General features: G+C 49.7%; 17 protein-coding genes. 6 read left to right on the top strand and 11 right to left on the bottom strand.

The window, feature by feature from the left end:
• The 8 genes from FZP57_RS07565 to FZP57_RS07600 all read right to left on the bottom strand — a co-directional run bounded on the left by FZP57_RS07565 (position 1) and on the right by FZP57_RS07600 (position 5,630).
• Positions 1-858: a P-loop NTPase gene (locus FZP57_RS07565; protein WP_074359442.1), complete on the bottom strand. Its 858-nt coding sequence runs from the start codon at positions 856-858 to the stop codon at positions 1-3.
• A gap of 85 nt (positions 859-943) precedes the next feature.
• On the bottom strand, positions 944-1,327 hold the full coding sequence (locus FZP57_RS07570) for a NifB/NifX family molybdenum-iron cluster-binding protein (protein ID WP_191216167.1): 384 nt from the start codon (positions 1,325-1,327) through the stop codon (positions 944-946).
• A gap of 14 nt (positions 1,328-1,341) precedes the next feature.
• Positions 1,342-2,145 (bottom strand): Mrp/NBP35 family ATP-binding protein, encoded by an 804-nt coding sequence (locus tag FZP57_RS07575; protein ID WP_191216168.1) that lies wholly within the window; start codon positions 2,143-2,145, stop codon positions 1,342-1,344.
• A gap of 11 nt (positions 2,146-2,156) precedes the next feature.
• Positions 2,157-2,507, bottom strand: a complete 351-nt coding sequence (locus FZP57_RS07580) for a NifB/NifX family molybdenum-iron cluster-binding protein (RefSeq protein ID WP_074359445.1) — start codon at positions 2,505-2,507, stop codon at positions 2,157-2,159.
• Positions 2,508-2,525: 18 nt separating this feature from the next.
• Positions 2,526-3,047, bottom strand: a complete 522-nt coding sequence (locus FZP57_RS07585) for a DUF134 domain-containing protein (protein WP_238337895.1) — start codon at positions 3,045-3,047, stop codon at positions 2,526-2,528.
• 120 nt (positions 3,048-3,167) lie between these two features.
• On the bottom strand, positions 3,168-4,193 hold the full coding sequence (locus tag FZP57_RS07590; RefSeq protein WP_191216169.1) for a metallophosphoesterase: 1,026 nt from the start codon (positions 4,191-4,193) through the stop codon (positions 3,168-3,170).
• Between the two features lie 4 nt (positions 4,194-4,197).
• Entirely contained in the window at positions 4,198-5,115 is a 918-nt protein-coding gene (locus FZP57_RS07595; protein ID WP_074359448.1) for a methanogenesis marker 7 protein, read from the bottom strand.
• On the bottom strand, positions 5,100-5,630 hold the full coding sequence (locus FZP57_RS07600) for a hypothetical protein (protein ID WP_191216170.1): 531 nt from the start codon (positions 5,628-5,630) through the stop codon (positions 5,100-5,102). Before FZP57_RS07600 ends, FZP57_RS07595 begins: the two co-directional genes overlap by 16 nt.
• Positions 5,631-5,787: 157 nt before the next feature.
• Here FZP57_RS07600 and comB point away from each other — a divergent pair, with 157 nt between their 5' ends.
• The 4 genes from comB (at position 5,788) to FZP57_RS07620 (ending at position 9,145) form a co-directional block, all read left to right on the top strand.
• Positions 5,788-6,444: a 2-phosphosulfolactate phosphatase gene (gene comB, locus FZP57_RS07605; protein ID WP_074359450.1), complete on the top strand. Its 657-nt coding sequence runs from the start codon at positions 5,788-5,790 to the stop codon at positions 6,442-6,444.
• Positions 6,445-6,556: 112 nt separating this feature from the next.
• Positions 6,557-7,258, top strand: coding sequence for a TraB/GumN family protein (locus FZP57_RS07610; RefSeq protein ID WP_074359820.1), 702 nt, complete (start codon positions 6,557-6,559; stop codon positions 7,256-7,258).
• A gap of 73 nt (positions 7,259-7,331) precedes the next feature.
• Positions 7,332-7,559: a DUF1922 domain-containing protein gene (locus tag FZP57_RS07615; RefSeq protein WP_074359451.1), complete on the top strand. Its 228-nt coding sequence runs from the start codon at positions 7,332-7,334 to the stop codon at positions 7,557-7,559.
• On the top strand, positions 7,556-9,145 hold the full coding sequence (locus FZP57_RS07620) for a GTPBP1 family GTP-binding protein (RefSeq protein ID WP_074359452.1): 1,590 nt from the start codon (positions 7,556-7,558) through the stop codon (positions 9,143-9,145). Before FZP57_RS07615 ends, FZP57_RS07620 begins: the two co-directional genes overlap by 4 nt.
• A 113-nt stretch (positions 9,146-9,258) precedes the next feature.
• Here the strand turns inward: FZP57_RS07620 and FZP57_RS07625 are convergent, their stop codons facing one another.
• On the bottom strand, positions 9,259-10,092 hold the full coding sequence (locus FZP57_RS07625; RefSeq protein ID WP_191216171.1) for a TIGR00269 family protein: 834 nt from the start codon (positions 10,090-10,092) through the stop codon (positions 9,259-9,261).
• A 38-nt stretch (positions 10,093-10,130) separates the two neighbouring features.
• Between FZP57_RS07625 and FZP57_RS07630 the strand changes: the two genes are divergently transcribed.
• Entirely contained in the window at positions 10,131-10,430 is a 300-nt protein-coding gene (locus FZP57_RS07630) for an MTH1187 family thiamine-binding protein (protein WP_074359454.1), read from the top strand.
• A 153-nt stretch (positions 10,431-10,583) separates the two neighbouring features.
• Here FZP57_RS07630 and FZP57_RS07635 read toward each other — a convergent pair whose 3' ends face one another.
• Both FZP57_RS07635 and FZP57_RS07640 read right to left on the bottom strand, forming a co-directional pair.
• The gene (locus FZP57_RS07635) at positions 10,584-11,669 is read right to left on the bottom strand and encodes a DegT/DnrJ/EryC1/StrS aminotransferase family protein (RefSeq protein WP_191216172.1); all 1,086 of its coding nucleotides are present in this window, start codon (positions 11,667-11,669) and stop codon (positions 10,584-10,586) included.
• 236 nt (positions 11,670-11,905) lie between these two features.
• Positions 11,906-12,811, bottom strand: coding sequence for a CPBP family intramembrane glutamic endopeptidase (locus FZP57_RS07640; protein ID WP_191216173.1), 906 nt, complete (start codon positions 12,809-12,811; stop codon positions 11,906-11,908).
• Positions 12,812-12,894: 83 nt separating this feature from the next.
• On the opposite strand from FZP57_RS07640, the gene FZP57_RS07645 reads away from it, so the two are divergent.
• Positions 12,895-14,034 (top strand): tRNA (guanine(10)-N(2))-dimethyltransferase, encoded by a 1,140-nt coding sequence (locus FZP57_RS07645; RefSeq protein WP_191216174.1) that lies wholly within the window; start codon positions 12,895-12,897, stop codon positions 14,032-14,034.
• The last annotated feature ends 7 nt before the right edge of the window (positions 14,035-14,041 follow it).

Consider the following 14,041-nt stretch of genomic DNA (forward strand, 5'->3'; position numbering starts at 1 on the left):
TTAGCCCCTCCTGGATTCAAGTAACCTGCCAACATCCTCTATCCCTGAAAGTTTAAATGGTTTTCCATCTGAGTAAGCCTTCAAAACATCCTCAGAATAGGGTATTTGGGCAACAAGTGGACTTGAACTTTCTTTGGAGACATCAAACACCGTATCAGCATTACCCATGCCTGCACGGTTGAGTATGATATTTGAATCTATACCCAGTTTGTTCAGAAGTTTCAGGATTAATTTCAGGTCATGGGCCCCGAAGGGGGTTGGTTCCGTGACGGCAAATGCCATCTGAACGTCCAGAAGAGCATGTATCACATTACAGTGCACTCCTGCCGGGGTGTCAATGATAATGAAATCCACATCACTGTAACTTCCTGCATTTTTTATAAGTGAATCCACCACTGCTGCGCTGGTCACCGTATCCACCGCTGTCTCACCAGAAAGTAACCTGAAATTTTCAGAAACTTTGCCTTCATATATTGACCCTATAATCTTCTCTACAGGGTTTATGGCATCATTTCTGCATGCGATGATGCATGTTCCACATCCATTACACCTGTCTTCAATAAAAATAGGGTGCCTGCCCTCCACGAATACTATTGCATTTTCTCTACATATCTCTGAACATTTACCGCACATGATGCACCTTGAAAAATCAGGGGACGGCACCTGAATAGTTACGTCACATCTCTTTTCCCTCTGGACTGATAAAATTATATGATCATCTGGACACTCAACGTCTGCATCCACAAGCAGAACCCTGAACTTCTCAGCAAGGAGCAGTGCAAGGGAACACGCTATAGTTGATTTTCCAGTGCCGCCTTTCCCACCAGTTACCGCTACTCTTAATGGTTTATTATTCATGGAAACACCTGCATAGGAAACATTTGCGGCAGGACAATCTGCCATCTAATCGACTCAAAGAATCATATCCTGTGGAACTGGCGGTTCAGCGAACTCTTCTACCCATTCCTCCCTGGGCATTGGCCGGTGATTTTATCTCCTCCAGCTTTCCCTCCTTAAAGAGCATGAGATTTTCCTCAACCGACCCCTCAGTTGCCTTATAAATCTTTATGTCAAGTTTATTCAGAATCTCGAATGCATTCGGCCCCGTTGAAAATGATATCAGCGCATCCACACCCTCATTTGCAAGTAGCTGGGCCGTCTTTATACCTGCACCTCCTGACTGTAATGCAGAAGAATTTTCAATGACCTCTGAAGACGTTATCTCTTTATCTTTCATATCCACAAGAACAAAGAAGGGCGCCCTTCCAAAAAATCTGCTAATCTCTGATTTGATATCTTCCTCAGAAGATGCAATGGCTATTTTCATAATTAACACCTCATCTATCCTTTAAGCTTTCCTTTAAATTTTTTAAAGATCTTCCTTATCTCAGAATGAATTGATTCGGGCGGTGTATCTGCAGCTGTCATCCCTGTGTCAAATGGAACTTCGCCCAGGAAAGGGAGGTTAAACTTCTCTGCAAGATATTTTCCACCCTCCTTGCCAAACAGGAATATTTTCTCTCCACATGAGGGGCACATGAGATATGACATGTTCTCAACTATCCCCAGGACGGGTATCTTCAGGTGTTTAACCATGTTAACACATTTTTCAACATCATGGATTGCAAACTCATGGGGTGTTGTGACAATAACCACACCATCAATAGACGGAATTGACTGCAGCACCGTAAGGGGCTCGTCACCCGTTCCAGGAGGGTTGTCCACCATTAAAACATCAATTTCATCCCAGTTAACATCTGAAAGAAGCTGCCTTATGGCTCCTGTCTTTTTTGGTCCTCTCCATATCACCGGTGTATCCTTTGATGGGAGGAAAAACTCTATTGACAGTACACTGACCCCTGAAGGTGTTACTATGGGGTTTATCCTGTTTGCTGTTAGGGTAACCTCTGGGTCATGAACCTGCATCATCTCCGGGATGTCTGGACCATGTATATCTGCATCCAGTACACATAACCTGTAACCATCCCTGTTGAATTCTTCAGCAAGCTTCACTGTGACTGTGGACTTCCCGACGCCGCCCTTGCCGCTCATAACCACGATCTTATGTTTTATATTGGAAAGTGCCCTTGCTATTTCCACATCCTGTTTCATGATTGCAAGTTTTTGAGCATCTTCCTTATTCATTCTGCAACCCTCTAATCTTTCCTGCATGGGTTCTCAGCGCCGCTTTTAAGCTCCCCTTTTTTAAAGCTTTCAAGTACCTCTGCTATGGTTCCTCTGGCGCCTGTTAGAACATCAACTCCATGGTTGCTAAGAACCTGCACAGCCTTTGATCCAAGATTTGCACATAATAGAAGATCTACACCTGCAGCAAGAATGATCTCAGCTGGTGTTAGCCGACCTCCACCATGTTTTCCATTAATTTTTATTATTTCCAGTTTCTGTGTTTCATCATCATAAAAAGCAAATAGGGGCGTTTTGCCGAAATGTTCTGAAATCCGTGAATCCATGCCCCTATCTTCTATCACTGGTAGACATATTCTCATTTATTTACACTCCATTCCTCAATCAGAGCCGCACATCGGGGCTCCGCATTTTGGACACTTTTCTGTTCTGCATGGTATGCCTGGTGTCTTGGGTGCTTCGTATCCGCATTCAATGCATTTACATACGCGTGGTGCCCCGCGTCCAGCTCCAAATCCCCTTCCGGGACCTCTACCAGCACGTGGTAGTGTGTCTGCTGATACGGAAGTTATATTTTCTGATCCGCAGTCAGGACATTTTTCATAGCTTTTTCCTGGTGATATCCATTCAAACTGGCAGTCCATGCATTTGTATCTTCTTCTATCCATAATATAATCACCTCCTTTCAGTATTATTGGTCTGCCCTCGACCAGTGCCTCTGCAACTTTGCTTCTTGCTGATTTCAGGGCCCTGTGGAATGTTGGCTGGGATATGCCCATGATTTCAGCTGCTTTCTTCTGCTGGATACCATGGTAGTCCCTGAGCCTTATGGCTTCAAATTCATCCAGGGTTATTTCAATCCTCGCACATGACCCTGAAGATTCCGGTGAGAATGAAGCCACCTGTGGTTCTCCTAAAATTCTTCTGCGTCTTCTTGGCCTAGGCATGTTTTGAATATATATTCAAAACTCCTATTTAAATGTACCGGTTACGGAACCCTCACCAGAAAACCAGATCAGAGGTCAGTCCATGGGTACAATATCCAGCACCGCAACCTCACATGATGATCCAATACGCACCGGAGGCCCCCATGTACCCGTACCCTCCGAAACAAAAAGAAACCCAGCAGAATCCCGGTAAAGACCAGATAGGTGGGGGAACATCAATCCAACAAGAAGGTTGAAGGGATAGAACTGGCCGCCATGGGTGTGCCCCGAAAGCTGCAGGTCAACGCCCCTCTCCCTAGCATATTCCCAGTCAACCGGGAGGTGGTGTAAAAGTACAAGGGGCTCCTCAGGGTCAAAGTCAAGGGCATCGAGGAGGGCCGGGAGGGAGTGCCTGGCCATGGAATACCCCACACCCGCAATCTGCACACCCCTGAACTCAACAACAGACTGGTCAATACACCTTATACCTGTATCAGATATTATGGACCTGAAGTCACCGGCATAGGTGTCATGGTTCCCTGAAACAAAGAATACCGGTGCATTCACATCAAGTTCGGATAATATGGATGAATCAACCGGTCTCGAGCCATCAATAAGGTCCCCTGTTATGAGGACAGCGTCGGGTTCCAGTTCATTCACGGCCCTGGCAACCCTCCTGAGAAACCCGCCGGAGCGAACCGTGCCGATGTGAAGATCAGAAAGATGCACAAACCTTACCCTGTCACTCACCCCCAGTGGGACTTCAAGCACCCTCACCCTCAAGTTCATGGCATTCACGACCCCGTAGACGACCAGGAGTGCTGCGGAGACCACAAGGATCATCTTAACCCAGATTACCCCATCAAAGGATAGTACAAATAAAACCACATAGCCAGTGAGGATGTAAATCAGAAAAACAAGCCATATCATTGAAATGATATAAGTTGCCCTTGAAGGCCAGGAGGGCCGTGCCCTCTCAAGCATGACCGACAGGGGCAGAAGGATGGTAAAGGGAATGCTCATGAATCCGGCGCCAAGAAACCCCAGGGCAATGCTGTTGAGGATGTAGTAGCCTGCTGTAAGGAACGTTAGAAAGATAAAAACCTGAAACTCTCTCTTCATCGGATCACTGGATTATGGAGCTTTCAGGCAGGAGTTTGACAAGGATGTAGTCATACATCATGGACCTTCTGATATCAGCTATATCCCCAAGCCTGTAATCGGAGACCCTCACATCCGCTATCTCCTCCTGGTGGCGGTCGTAGTTGAGCTTCACCCTGACACCATCAAGCTGGCTCGTGACGGGTGTTGGTGAGTAGACCTCCCTGATTGCAGGGACCTGATTCTCAATCTCGGTCTTAACGAGTATTGAAGGAACCAGTGGAGGGTCAGCAGCCATTTCACGCCTCCTCCTGTCAAGGATGTCCTCAACCACCTCCACGAGGCGTCTGAGTGCCCTGATATCCTCGCCCCTCTTCAGCCTCCTTGGTATCCTCCCCAGGCCCCCGACGTAGGCATCTGCACCTGGAAGTTCACCGATATCAATATCCCTGGGTGAACCCGTGACAACCACCGGGATGTTTATGTCGCTGAAGAGGTGGGCCTTATCCTTTATGCACTGTTCAAAGCTGCCAAGGGCAAAGACTGCAAGGTCATGCTCCTCTATGAGCCTCTTCTCATCCTCAGATATCCTTGAAATCCCCTTCCCGGCTCCCCTGGCAAGGCCTATCATGTTATCCTTGGCACCGTACCTCCGGAGGTACTCCGAAATGTCACATGCAGAATGGGGCAGGTGATGCCTTGCAAGGGTGGGTGAGACTATCGCTATCTCTGTACCTGCCATTGGGGCGATTTTAACCTTCCCAAGGAGCTCTTTGGCCTTATCCCTCACCCTGTCAACGTCCTCAATTGGAACCGCAAGGGTGAGTATCAGGTCCATCTGAAGCATGTTCTCCTGAAGCACAAATCCCCCCAGGTCCTCAATGAGTTCCTTCAATTCCTCATGGCGATGAACACCGCCCTGGTATGTTAAGGTTTCATACATAGTTTCCTCTCCAGATACCTGTACCTGAACAGAGCCCTCTTAACAGGGTCCAGTGGAAGGTTCCTGTGTGACGGGACCCTTATACAGTCAAGTTCCATGTAGTCCGGGCAGACCGTGAAGTCAGGATCATCGGTGACAATCCTGAACCCCATATCTTCAACTATCTCCGTTAAGAAATTTGAATAAACCTTCACTTTTATTTTGCTGTTCCTCTCCCTGAGCACGGATGGGTCATGCCACCATGGTGAACACACATCAAAGTCTATCTCATCCTCCGAGGAGTAACGGAGGATTGACGGGTCCATCAGCTTCACTGTCCTGAACACCCTGCCTACGGCATCCTTTATCTGGCTGAAGGTGTTCAGTTTAAGTTTAAGTGCATCATCCATGTCTGTCTCAGAGAGGACAACCCTGAGGTCGGCCTCCTCCTCCGCCGGGTCCCTGCTCACCAGGTACTCCCTGACACCTGCAATTCTGAGCACGCCCTCACACATGGGGGTTGTAACTATCCTCATCGATTCACACTCCACTCCAATAGGTTTAGAGTCCCATCCATGTACCATGACCATGAAACAAAATATCAGCAAAGACCCGCACACAGCCACAGCACTGAAGCATATAAATACCTCATGCAGATAATTCTCTGTAATAAAATATTTATAAGGTGTGGTGATGAGGGTAACCCTTAGCTTTGAAGAATCAGAAGGCACTGATCTGTGCATAATGGTTGACCTCCTCAGGGCCAGCGCAACCATTACAGCCGCCCTTGACAGTTTCAGATGCATAATACCTGTTAGGGACGCTGAAAGAGCCAGGGAGTACCTTTCAATGGATTACCCTGTTGCAGGGGAGCGTGGAGGCGAAACCCTCCCTGGCTTCATTGCCAACTCACCCCCTGAAATCAGGAAACACGGGGGTGACTGTCTGGTGCTCACCACAAGTAACGGGACAAGGATCCTTGAATCCGTGAAGTCCACAGCCCTTATAGGATGCCTCAACAATGTCAGGGCGGTTGCAGCCGCCGCCAGGGATATGGCCGATGAGGTTGAGGTTATCATGGCAGGTGTTAACGGGGAATTTGCAATAGAGGACTTTCTATGTGCCGGTGAAATAATAAGGGTCATTGGCGGTGAAATTGATGAATACTCAGAGGCCGCTGTCCTCGCGGTCCAGGACAGGAGACTGGTTGATGACGCCATAAGGAGGTCCAGATCAGCGAGGAGGCTTGAAAAACTTGGCTTTGGAGGGGATGTTGAGTACTGCCTCAGGAGGAACATAACAGACAACGTACCGGTATACAGGGACGGTAAGATAATGAAACTCCTATAATTATTGCATTGTATGGCGCCTGCCAATAGGATGATGATAAAATTCCTCCAGATGCATGTGGAAAGGTATGCAGCCTGCAGAGGTGCCTGAATACAGTGTCAGTGGGTCGAAGATGAAGATTGATCAGCTCAGAATCATAGGGACAGCACATGTATCAAGTGAAAGTATAGAGGAGGTCAGAAGGACCATAGCCGAGGTAGAACCTGATGTTGTTGCGGTTGAACTGGACCCTGGCAGATACCGCAGACTGCTGGATGAAAAGCTCGGGGTTGAAAGGGATGAGTTCTCACTGAGGGATGCCCTAAGACATGGAAACATCGGCGTGCTCCTGGCTGCCTGGTTCCTGACATACTTCCAGAGGAAGGTGGGTGATGACCTCGGTGTTAAACCCGGGGCGGAAATGCTTGCAGCCATCGAGGCCGCCCAGGAAGTCGGGGCAAGGGTCGTCCTCATTGACCGTGATATCGGCGTGACAATGCAGAGGGCCCTGAAATCCATGGGTGCCCTGGAGAAGATGAAGTTCTTCCTTGGAGTTATAAGGTCCTTCTGGGACAGTGAGGGAATCGATGATATTGAGAGCCTCAAGGGTGAAGAAACCCTGAGGGATGTCATGGCCCAGTTCAGGGATATTTCACCCTCAGCATACCATGTTCTTGTTGAGGAGAGGGACGCCTACATGGCCCGCCGTCTCCTTGAAATCGAGGAGGACTCTGTCGTGGCGGTTGTTGGGGCAGGCCACCGCAGGGGCATATGTGAATACCTTAAAAACCCTGAAAGAATACCCCCGATCCATGAACTCCTGAAGATACCCTGAGGCAGTATATAATATTTAAGGTTCAATATACAGTGTATATGGAGCTGGCATTTAATAGTCACATGGTGAGATTATGTACCTGATCTTCCGGTGCGACTGTGGAAGGGCCCTCTACTCAAAGGAGGGTAACATGACACGTAAATGTGTCTGCGGAAGGACCGTCAAGGTTAAAACCCGGAGGATATTTGGAAGGGCGGAAACCTTCCAGGAAGCATCAGAACTTGTAAGGAAACTCCAGGAAGAAAAGTACGGTTCATGCGGATTTATAAATCCAGCGAGAGGAGAACAGACGCAGAGATGATAGAGGATATACAGTCATTCACATCAAAGGGTGAGAGAAGAAACATTGAATTTAAAAAGTCCCTCTCAACCAGTTACCACCTGAAAACCGACCGTAGGAATGGTCTTATATCCCAGATGAAGTACCGTATGGAGAGGGGTGACGGGAAGGCCATCTACCTTATAGGTGTTGAGGACAGCGGGGAACCGGTGGGGCTCCCCGATGATGAGCTGAGGGAATCCATTGACGTGCTCAGGACCCTCAGCCATGAGATAGATGCCGCCGTGGAGGACGTCATAATCCATGAGGGCACCCACGGGAGGGTGGCGGAGGTTATAATTTCAAGGAAGCACGACTTCAGCAGGGAGCACCTCCTCATAGGCGTCGCTGGCCACGTGGACCATGGTAAGAGCACCCTCCTCGGGACCCTCACAACGGGTTCCCTTGATGACGGCAGCGGTAAAACAAGGATATTCCTTGATGTCCAGAAGCATGAGATAGAACGGGGACTGTCAGCAGACCTCTCCTTCGCCATCTATGGATTCAGGGGTGGTGAGGCCATAAGGATGACCAACCCCCTTGACCGGCGGGAGAAGTCACGCCTCATGAGTGACGCGGACAGGGTCATATCCTTCGTTGATACCGTTGGACATGAACCATGGCTCCGCACAACAATAAGGGGTATAGTGGGGCAGAACCTGGACTATGGCCTCCTCACGGTGGCTGCAGATGACGGGCCCACCCACATCACAAGGGAGCACCTGGGGATCATGATTGCAATGGAGCTTCCTGTCATCGTCGCCATCACAAAGACCGACACGGCATCGGAGGAAAGGATCCATGAGGTCCTCGGGAAGGTATCCGAACTCCTTAAGCTCGTTGGCAGGATCCCCTTCAGGGTGGATGACAGGGCTGGTGCCCAGGAAATAGCAGGCAAGATGAACAGGCACATAGTACCCGTAATCAGTGTGTCATCTGTCACCGGTGAGGGCCTTGAACTCCTGGATGAGCTCTTCATGAACCTCAGGGTTCACAGGGACCTTGAACATGAGGAGAAGCCCTTCCTCATGTACATTGATAAGGTGTACACCATAAGGGGTGTTGGAACCGTTGTCAGCGGCACCATCCAGCAGGGCCGTGTCAGCAAGGGGGACAAGCTGCTCCTGGGACCCTTCAGGACGGGTGAATTCAGGGAGGTCGGGGTTAAATCCATCGAGATGCACCACTACCAGATCGGGTGTGCTGAGCCAGGGCATATAGTGGGGATATCCATATCTGGCGCGTCCTCCGATGAAATAGAGAGGGGGATGATACTTGCTGACCCCTCATATGAGCCTGAAGCCGTCAGGGAATTTGAGGCTGAGGTTGCCATACTCGTACACCCGACAACAATAAAGGCGGGATATGAGAGCGTGACCCACATTGAGACCATAGCAGAAACAACCGTCCTTGAACCCCTTGACTCTGAATTCATGTCTGCAGGGGACAGGGGGAGGGTGAGGATGAGGTTCAAGTACCGCCCCTACCATGTGAGGGAGGGTCAGAAGATAATCTTCCGTGAGGGGCGGAGTAAGGGTATTGGCTCAATAACAGGGATCATCAGGTGAATCAATCAGGCCGCCTTAAGACCTGATCCACAGATACTCCAGCACGGCACAGAACCCATCTACCTAACTCCTCGCTGTGTCGCACCATTTTAGGTCGCATCCGACCACAGAATCTAGCCTAAATCCTCAAGTAACTCGCAGGCCTTGCATAGATCAGCCGATGATGGTTCACCGCACCTGATGCACTCCCTGATTCTTCCATGTTCCTCCACCTGCCTGAAGGTTCTCCTGAAGGATTCCATTATCCTTTTCTTGATCCCTGGGTTATCTGACTCCATCCTGTTAAGGAAGCCCTTTATCCCGGACCTCATTGACAGGTGGGAGTAGGGGCACTCCTCCAGGTGCACGGGCACCTGATTCATGACAGCCCAGATCCCCACCTCCCTCTCGGGGGTGTTCCAGAGAGGCTTTATGCGGGGGACCATGGCCGGGTGTATCCGCTGGAGTGATGGGCCGAACTTTGAAAATTTACGCACATCCCCCCTTACAAGGCTCATGGTAAAGGACTGTATCTCATCATCCATGTTGTGGCCGGTGGCTATCCTTGAAGCACCGAGTTCATGGGCTGTCCTGTTAAGTATCCACCTCCTGAAGACCCCGCAGGGTATGCAGGGGCTCCTGAATCCATCGGCCACATCATCAAGCCCGAAGCCGAATTCGTCCATGAAGGATTTCTCTATGAGTTCAACCTTTTTAAGCCTGGCGTTCTCCCTTGCAGCCTCAAGGCCGTGCTCCCTGTAACCTGAGATACCCTCATCGACCGTTATTGCTGTTAATTCAAATTCAAGTTCTTCACGAAGATCTGCAAGGACATGGAGTGTGAGCACACTGTCCTTTCCACCTGAAAGGGCCACTGCTATATGTTCACCCTCATCTATCAGTCTGAAGGACTCTATCAGGTCCCCGATGCGGGCTGTGAGTCTCCTGTTGAATTCTTCATGGTCCATGGAACCCTATATATGAAGGCGGCCCCATATAGTTAACCATGATAACGGCTGAAATCACCATAATACCCCTGGGTACAGGTAGCACCTCCCTCAGCAGCTACGTGGCTGCGGCGGTGGGTGCCCTTGAGGACCTTGATGTCAAGTATGAGATCTCAGGTATGGGCACCCTGGTTGAAGCTGAAGACCTGGATGAGCTCCTTGAGGCTGTGAAGGCTGCCCATGAGGCTGTCCTTGAAGCCGGCTCAGAGAGGGTCTACACAACCATCAGGATAGATGACCGGAGGGATGCTGATAGGGGCCTTAAGGACAAGGTGGAGTCCGTTAAAAGGAAAATTTAACCGTCAATACTAAAATGAACCTCAAATTTTGACTCCTTTAAAAAAAATTAGCCTGCCTCAGAATTCTCTGCTTAAAGCAGGAGAATACCTGAGCCTTACACAACCTGCCCCCTGTTACTTTTGATTTCCGATGAAATGAGTGTCACGATATGTTTACCGCTCAAAGAATGCCCTGATGGTGCCTGTAATCATTTCAAGGTCATCTGATGTGAGGGCTGGATGCACAGGGATTGAGAGAACCTCGGATGCTGCCCTTTCACTCACTGGACACTCTGCCTTGAAGCCCAGCCTCCTGTAGAGTTCCTGCATGTATATGGGCATCGGGTAATGTATGCCGGTGCCAACACCTTCCCCATTGAGGAACTCCATGAGTTCATCCCTCACATCCGGGACCCTCAGGGTGTACTGGTGGAAGACGTGCCCTACACCATCTGCAACGAAGGGTGTTTCAAGACCATCAATATCCCTGAGGTTCTCTGTAAGGTATGCTGCGTTCTCAGCCCTCCTCCTGTTGAACTCATCAAGCTTTGCAAGCTGCGCTATCCCTATTGCAGCGGCTATATCAGTCATCCTGAAGTTGTAGCCCAGGTAGGTGTGTCTGTATCGTTCTGTTTCACCATGAGCCCTTAAAACAGAGGCCATCTCTGCAATTTCCTCGTTATCTGTAGTTATAATACCTCCCTCGCCTGTTGTGATGTTCTTGGTGGGGTAGAAGCTGAAGCAGGCCGCATCACCCATTGAACCCACCTTCCTCCCACGGTACTCGGCACCATGGGCCTGTGCAGCGTCCTCAATGACCATGAGGTCATGTTCTGAGGCTATATCCATGATGGGGTCCATGTCAGCGGGCTGGCCATAGAGGTGGACCGGGATTATGGCCCTGGTCCTTGGGGTTATCAGTTCCTCTATCCCCTCAGGGTCAATGTTGTAGGTGAGGGGGTCTATGTCTGCAAAGACCGGCTCCGCACCCACGTAGAGTGCTGCGTTTGCTGTTGCCGCGAAGCTGAAGGGTGTTGTTATAACCTCATCCCCCTTCCCCACACCCGCTGCAAGGAGGGCCAGGTGGAGGGCTGTTGTACCTGAACTGGTTGCAACAGCATACTCTGTACCCGTGTATGATGCGAATTTCTCCTCAAATTCAGCCACCCTTGGTCCCTGGGCGATGAAACCTGATCTGAGCACCTTTACAACTTCCTCTATTTCCTCTTCATCGATTACTGGAGTAGCGACCGGTATCATATGAACACCTGAAAATGAACTTCACAGTTACAGTTTCAATTTTATCCTTAAAAAAACCATCACCATTATCCTGGTTGGGTGGATGTCATGAAGAGGATGTGCCTGAAACTGGTGTGGTACCACTGCAGGGTTATGGTTGATGTCACAGAGGCTGTGCTTGAAGTTACGGATCCCCCATGACACACCCCCCTGAAAATGATATAAGAACACCCAGGTCAACAACAATATAATTAACCTCAGTAATGGTCCCTGAAGATCCTCAACACATCATCATATCTCCCCCTGAATAGTATGAGGATCATGACCAGTGAAGCGATTATAAGGAAGACCGGTGATGAGTAGGGGTCGGTTGGGCTTATTATGATGGATGGAAGGTCCCCGAAGCCGCTGTCTGGTGAGCTGTGTATCACGCTCACATAGAGGTTGTTTGCAATATGCACCCCCATGGCAAGTTCCAGTCCATCATCTGCAAGGGCTGTTACCGCAAGTGCAACGCCTATTATGAAGGTGCTTATGACGATTGACAGGCTCATGGTGATGCTTGTCCCGTTCCACCAGTGCATAACAGCGAATATGGCTGAATTAAGGATTATGAGGGGGACAGGTTTTCTTATGACGGACCACATCCCCTGCATTAGGTAACCCCTGAAGAATATCTCCTCAAAGGACGCTTGGACCGGGAAGGCTATGAGTGCAAGGAGGAGGAGCCACCCGAAGGATGATGGGTTGAAGCTGAACCTGAAACCTGAAGGGTCAAGGATCATTGAAACAGCATCAACGACACCAACAATAAGAAGCCATACCAGGGCGCCCCTGAGGATCCTCCTCCAGTCAAGGTAGCCCCTTGCATTCACCGCAGATATGAATTCACGTTTATGGATAAACCTCACACCAACGTAGAGGAAAAAGAGCGAAGCCGAAAAACTAACGGCAACAAGGAGCAGGAGGATGGGCCCTGAAAATCCCCCTGAAATTATCTCGGGACTCAGGACTCCCCTGCTTAAGATGACAGCTGCTGCTATGAAGATTGCGGCTATAAAGCCCGCCCCCAGGTTTGATACTATGAAGCTCAGGAACACCGTGAAGGCATACCTCCAGAGCTCATTCCTCCCCCTGTGGACGCTGTCCAGGAACCGATACATAATACCACATTTACTTAGAGTTATGAGCATACATCATTAAGTGCAGGTGACTAATAAATATTTTCCAGGGAAAAGTGGTAGGTATGATAACGGTAAATGAGGGTTCAGTGAAAATACAGGTCCCTGATTTCAGCAGGGTTTCATCGAAGGCCCCGGTATTCTATAACCCTGACATGGAATTTAACCGGGACGTTTCTGTCCTTGCACTGCAGGTATTCCAGAGGATGGTGGACAGGGAGATAAAGGTTGCAGACACCTTTGCAGGGAGCGGTATAAGGGCCATAAGGTACCTGAAGGAGGTTGACGGTGTTGCAGAGGCTTGGGCCAATGACATAAACCCCCTTGCAGTTGAATGTATAGAGAGGAACTCCAGGATGAACTCCGTGTCACCCCTTGTGAGCCGGGAGGATGCCGGCGTATTTTTAAGGAGTAACCAGGGGGTCTTTGATTTTATTGATGTTGATCCCTTCGGGACCCCCGCACCCTTCATGGACTCTGCGGCAGCAGCCATAAGGAACCGTTCAATGATAGGTGTTACCGCAACAGACACATCAGGCCTCTGCGGGACCTATGTTAAGCCCTGCCTCAGGAAGTACTCTTCAAGGCCCCTTAAGACAGAGTACTGTCATGAGATAGGTGTGCGTATACTTGCAGGGTTTACTGCCATGAACCTTGCAAGGTACCGGAAGGGTTCGGAGTTCCTCCTTTCACACAGCACCAGGCACTACATGCGCCTGTACGTCATGGTGCGTAGGGGTGCCAGGAGGGCTGATGAGTCGCTTAAAAACATCGGTTTCATCCTGCACTGTTTCAGCTGCCTCTTCCATGGACACGTTAATGGCTTCACCCCCATTAACATGAAGTGCCCATCCTGTGGCCGGGAACTTGATGTTGCAGGGCCCCTGTGGGTTGGTGATATCCAGGACGCCGGCTTCATAGGTTCCATGATAGAGGAGGCTGAGAATAAGAAGCTGAATCAGAAAGAGAAGGTCCTCAGGTTGCTGCAGACATGTATCAGGGAGGCGGGGATGCCCCCTGGATTCTATGATGTCCATGAACTCTGCAGCAGTATGGGTGTCAGCGCGCCCCCCATCGACTCAGTGATGGACCACCTTAGGGGTGACGGTTTCAGGGTTTCAAGGACCCACTTCAAACCCACCGGTATAAAGACGGATGCTGATCTGGGGGCTGTGAAGGATGCCATAAAGGGCTCCCTAATCTAATATTTAA

The sequence above is a fragment of the Methanothermobacter sp. THM-1 genome (assembly GCF_009914355.1).
Lineage (GTDB): Archaea > Methanobacteriota > Methanobacteria > Methanobacteriales > Methanothermobacteraceae > Methanothermobacter > Methanothermobacter wolfei.

Excerpts from the sequence above, each read along its gene's own strand:
- FZP57_RS07640 (WP_191216173.1), bottom strand. The coding sequence starts at position 12,811 with ATGTATCGGTTCCTGGACAGCGTCCACAGGGGGAGGAATGAGCTCTGG.
- FZP57_RS07575 (WP_191216168.1), bottom strand. The coding sequence starts at position 2,145 with ATGAATAAGGAAGATGCTCAAAAACTTGCAATCATGAAACAGGATGTG.
- FZP57_RS07645 (WP_191216174.1), top strand. The coding sequence starts at position 12,895 with ATGATAACGGTAAATGAGGGTTCAGTGAAAATACAGGTCCCTGATTTC.
- FZP57_RS07635 (WP_191216172.1), bottom strand. The coding sequence starts at position 11,669 with ATGATACCGGTCGCTACTCCAGTAATCGATGAAGAGGAAATAGAGGAA.
- FZP57_RS07595 (WP_074359448.1), bottom strand. The coding sequence starts at position 5,115 with ATGTATGAAACCTTAACATACCAGGGCGGTGTTCATCGCCATGAGGAA.
- FZP57_RS07565 (WP_074359442.1), bottom strand. The coding sequence starts at position 858 with ATGAATAATAAACCATTAAGAGTAGCGGTAACTGGTGGGAAAGGCGGC.
- FZP57_RS07600 (WP_191216170.1), bottom strand. The coding sequence starts at position 5,630 with ATGAGGATAGTTACAACCCCCATGTGTGAGGGCGTGCTCAGAATTGCA.
- FZP57_RS07570 (WP_191216167.1), bottom strand. The coding sequence starts at position 1,327 with ATGAAAATAGCCATTGCATCTTCTGAGGAAGATATCAAATCAGAGATT.
- FZP57_RS07610 (WP_074359820.1), top strand. The coding sequence starts at position 6,557 with ATGAAGATTGATCAGCTCAGAATCATAGGGACAGCACATGTATCAAGT.
- FZP57_RS07625 (WP_191216171.1), bottom strand. The coding sequence starts at position 10,092 with ATGGACCATGAAGAATTCAACAGGAGACTCACAGCCCGCATCGGGGAC.
- FZP57_RS07590 (WP_191216169.1), bottom strand. The coding sequence starts at position 4,193 with ATGAAGAGAGAGTTTCAGGTTTTTATCTTTCTAACGTTCCTTACAGCA.
- FZP57_RS07630 (WP_074359454.1), top strand. The coding sequence starts at position 10,131 with ATGATAACGGCTGAAATCACCATAATACCCCTGGGTACAGGTAGCACC.
- FZP57_RS07620 (WP_074359452.1), top strand. The coding sequence starts at position 7,556 with ATGATAGAGGATATACAGTCATTCACATCAAAGGGTGAGAGAAGAAAC.
- comB (WP_074359450.1), top strand. The coding sequence starts at position 5,788 with ATGAGGGTAACCCTTAGCTTTGAAGAATCAGAAGGCACTGATCTGTGC.
- FZP57_RS07615 (WP_074359451.1), top strand. The coding sequence starts at position 7,332 with ATGTACCTGATCTTCCGGTGCGACTGTGGAAGGGCCCTCTACTCAAAG.
- FZP57_RS07580 (WP_074359445.1), bottom strand. The coding sequence starts at position 2,507 with ATGAGAATATGTCTACCAGTGATAGAAGATAGGGGCATGGATTCACGG.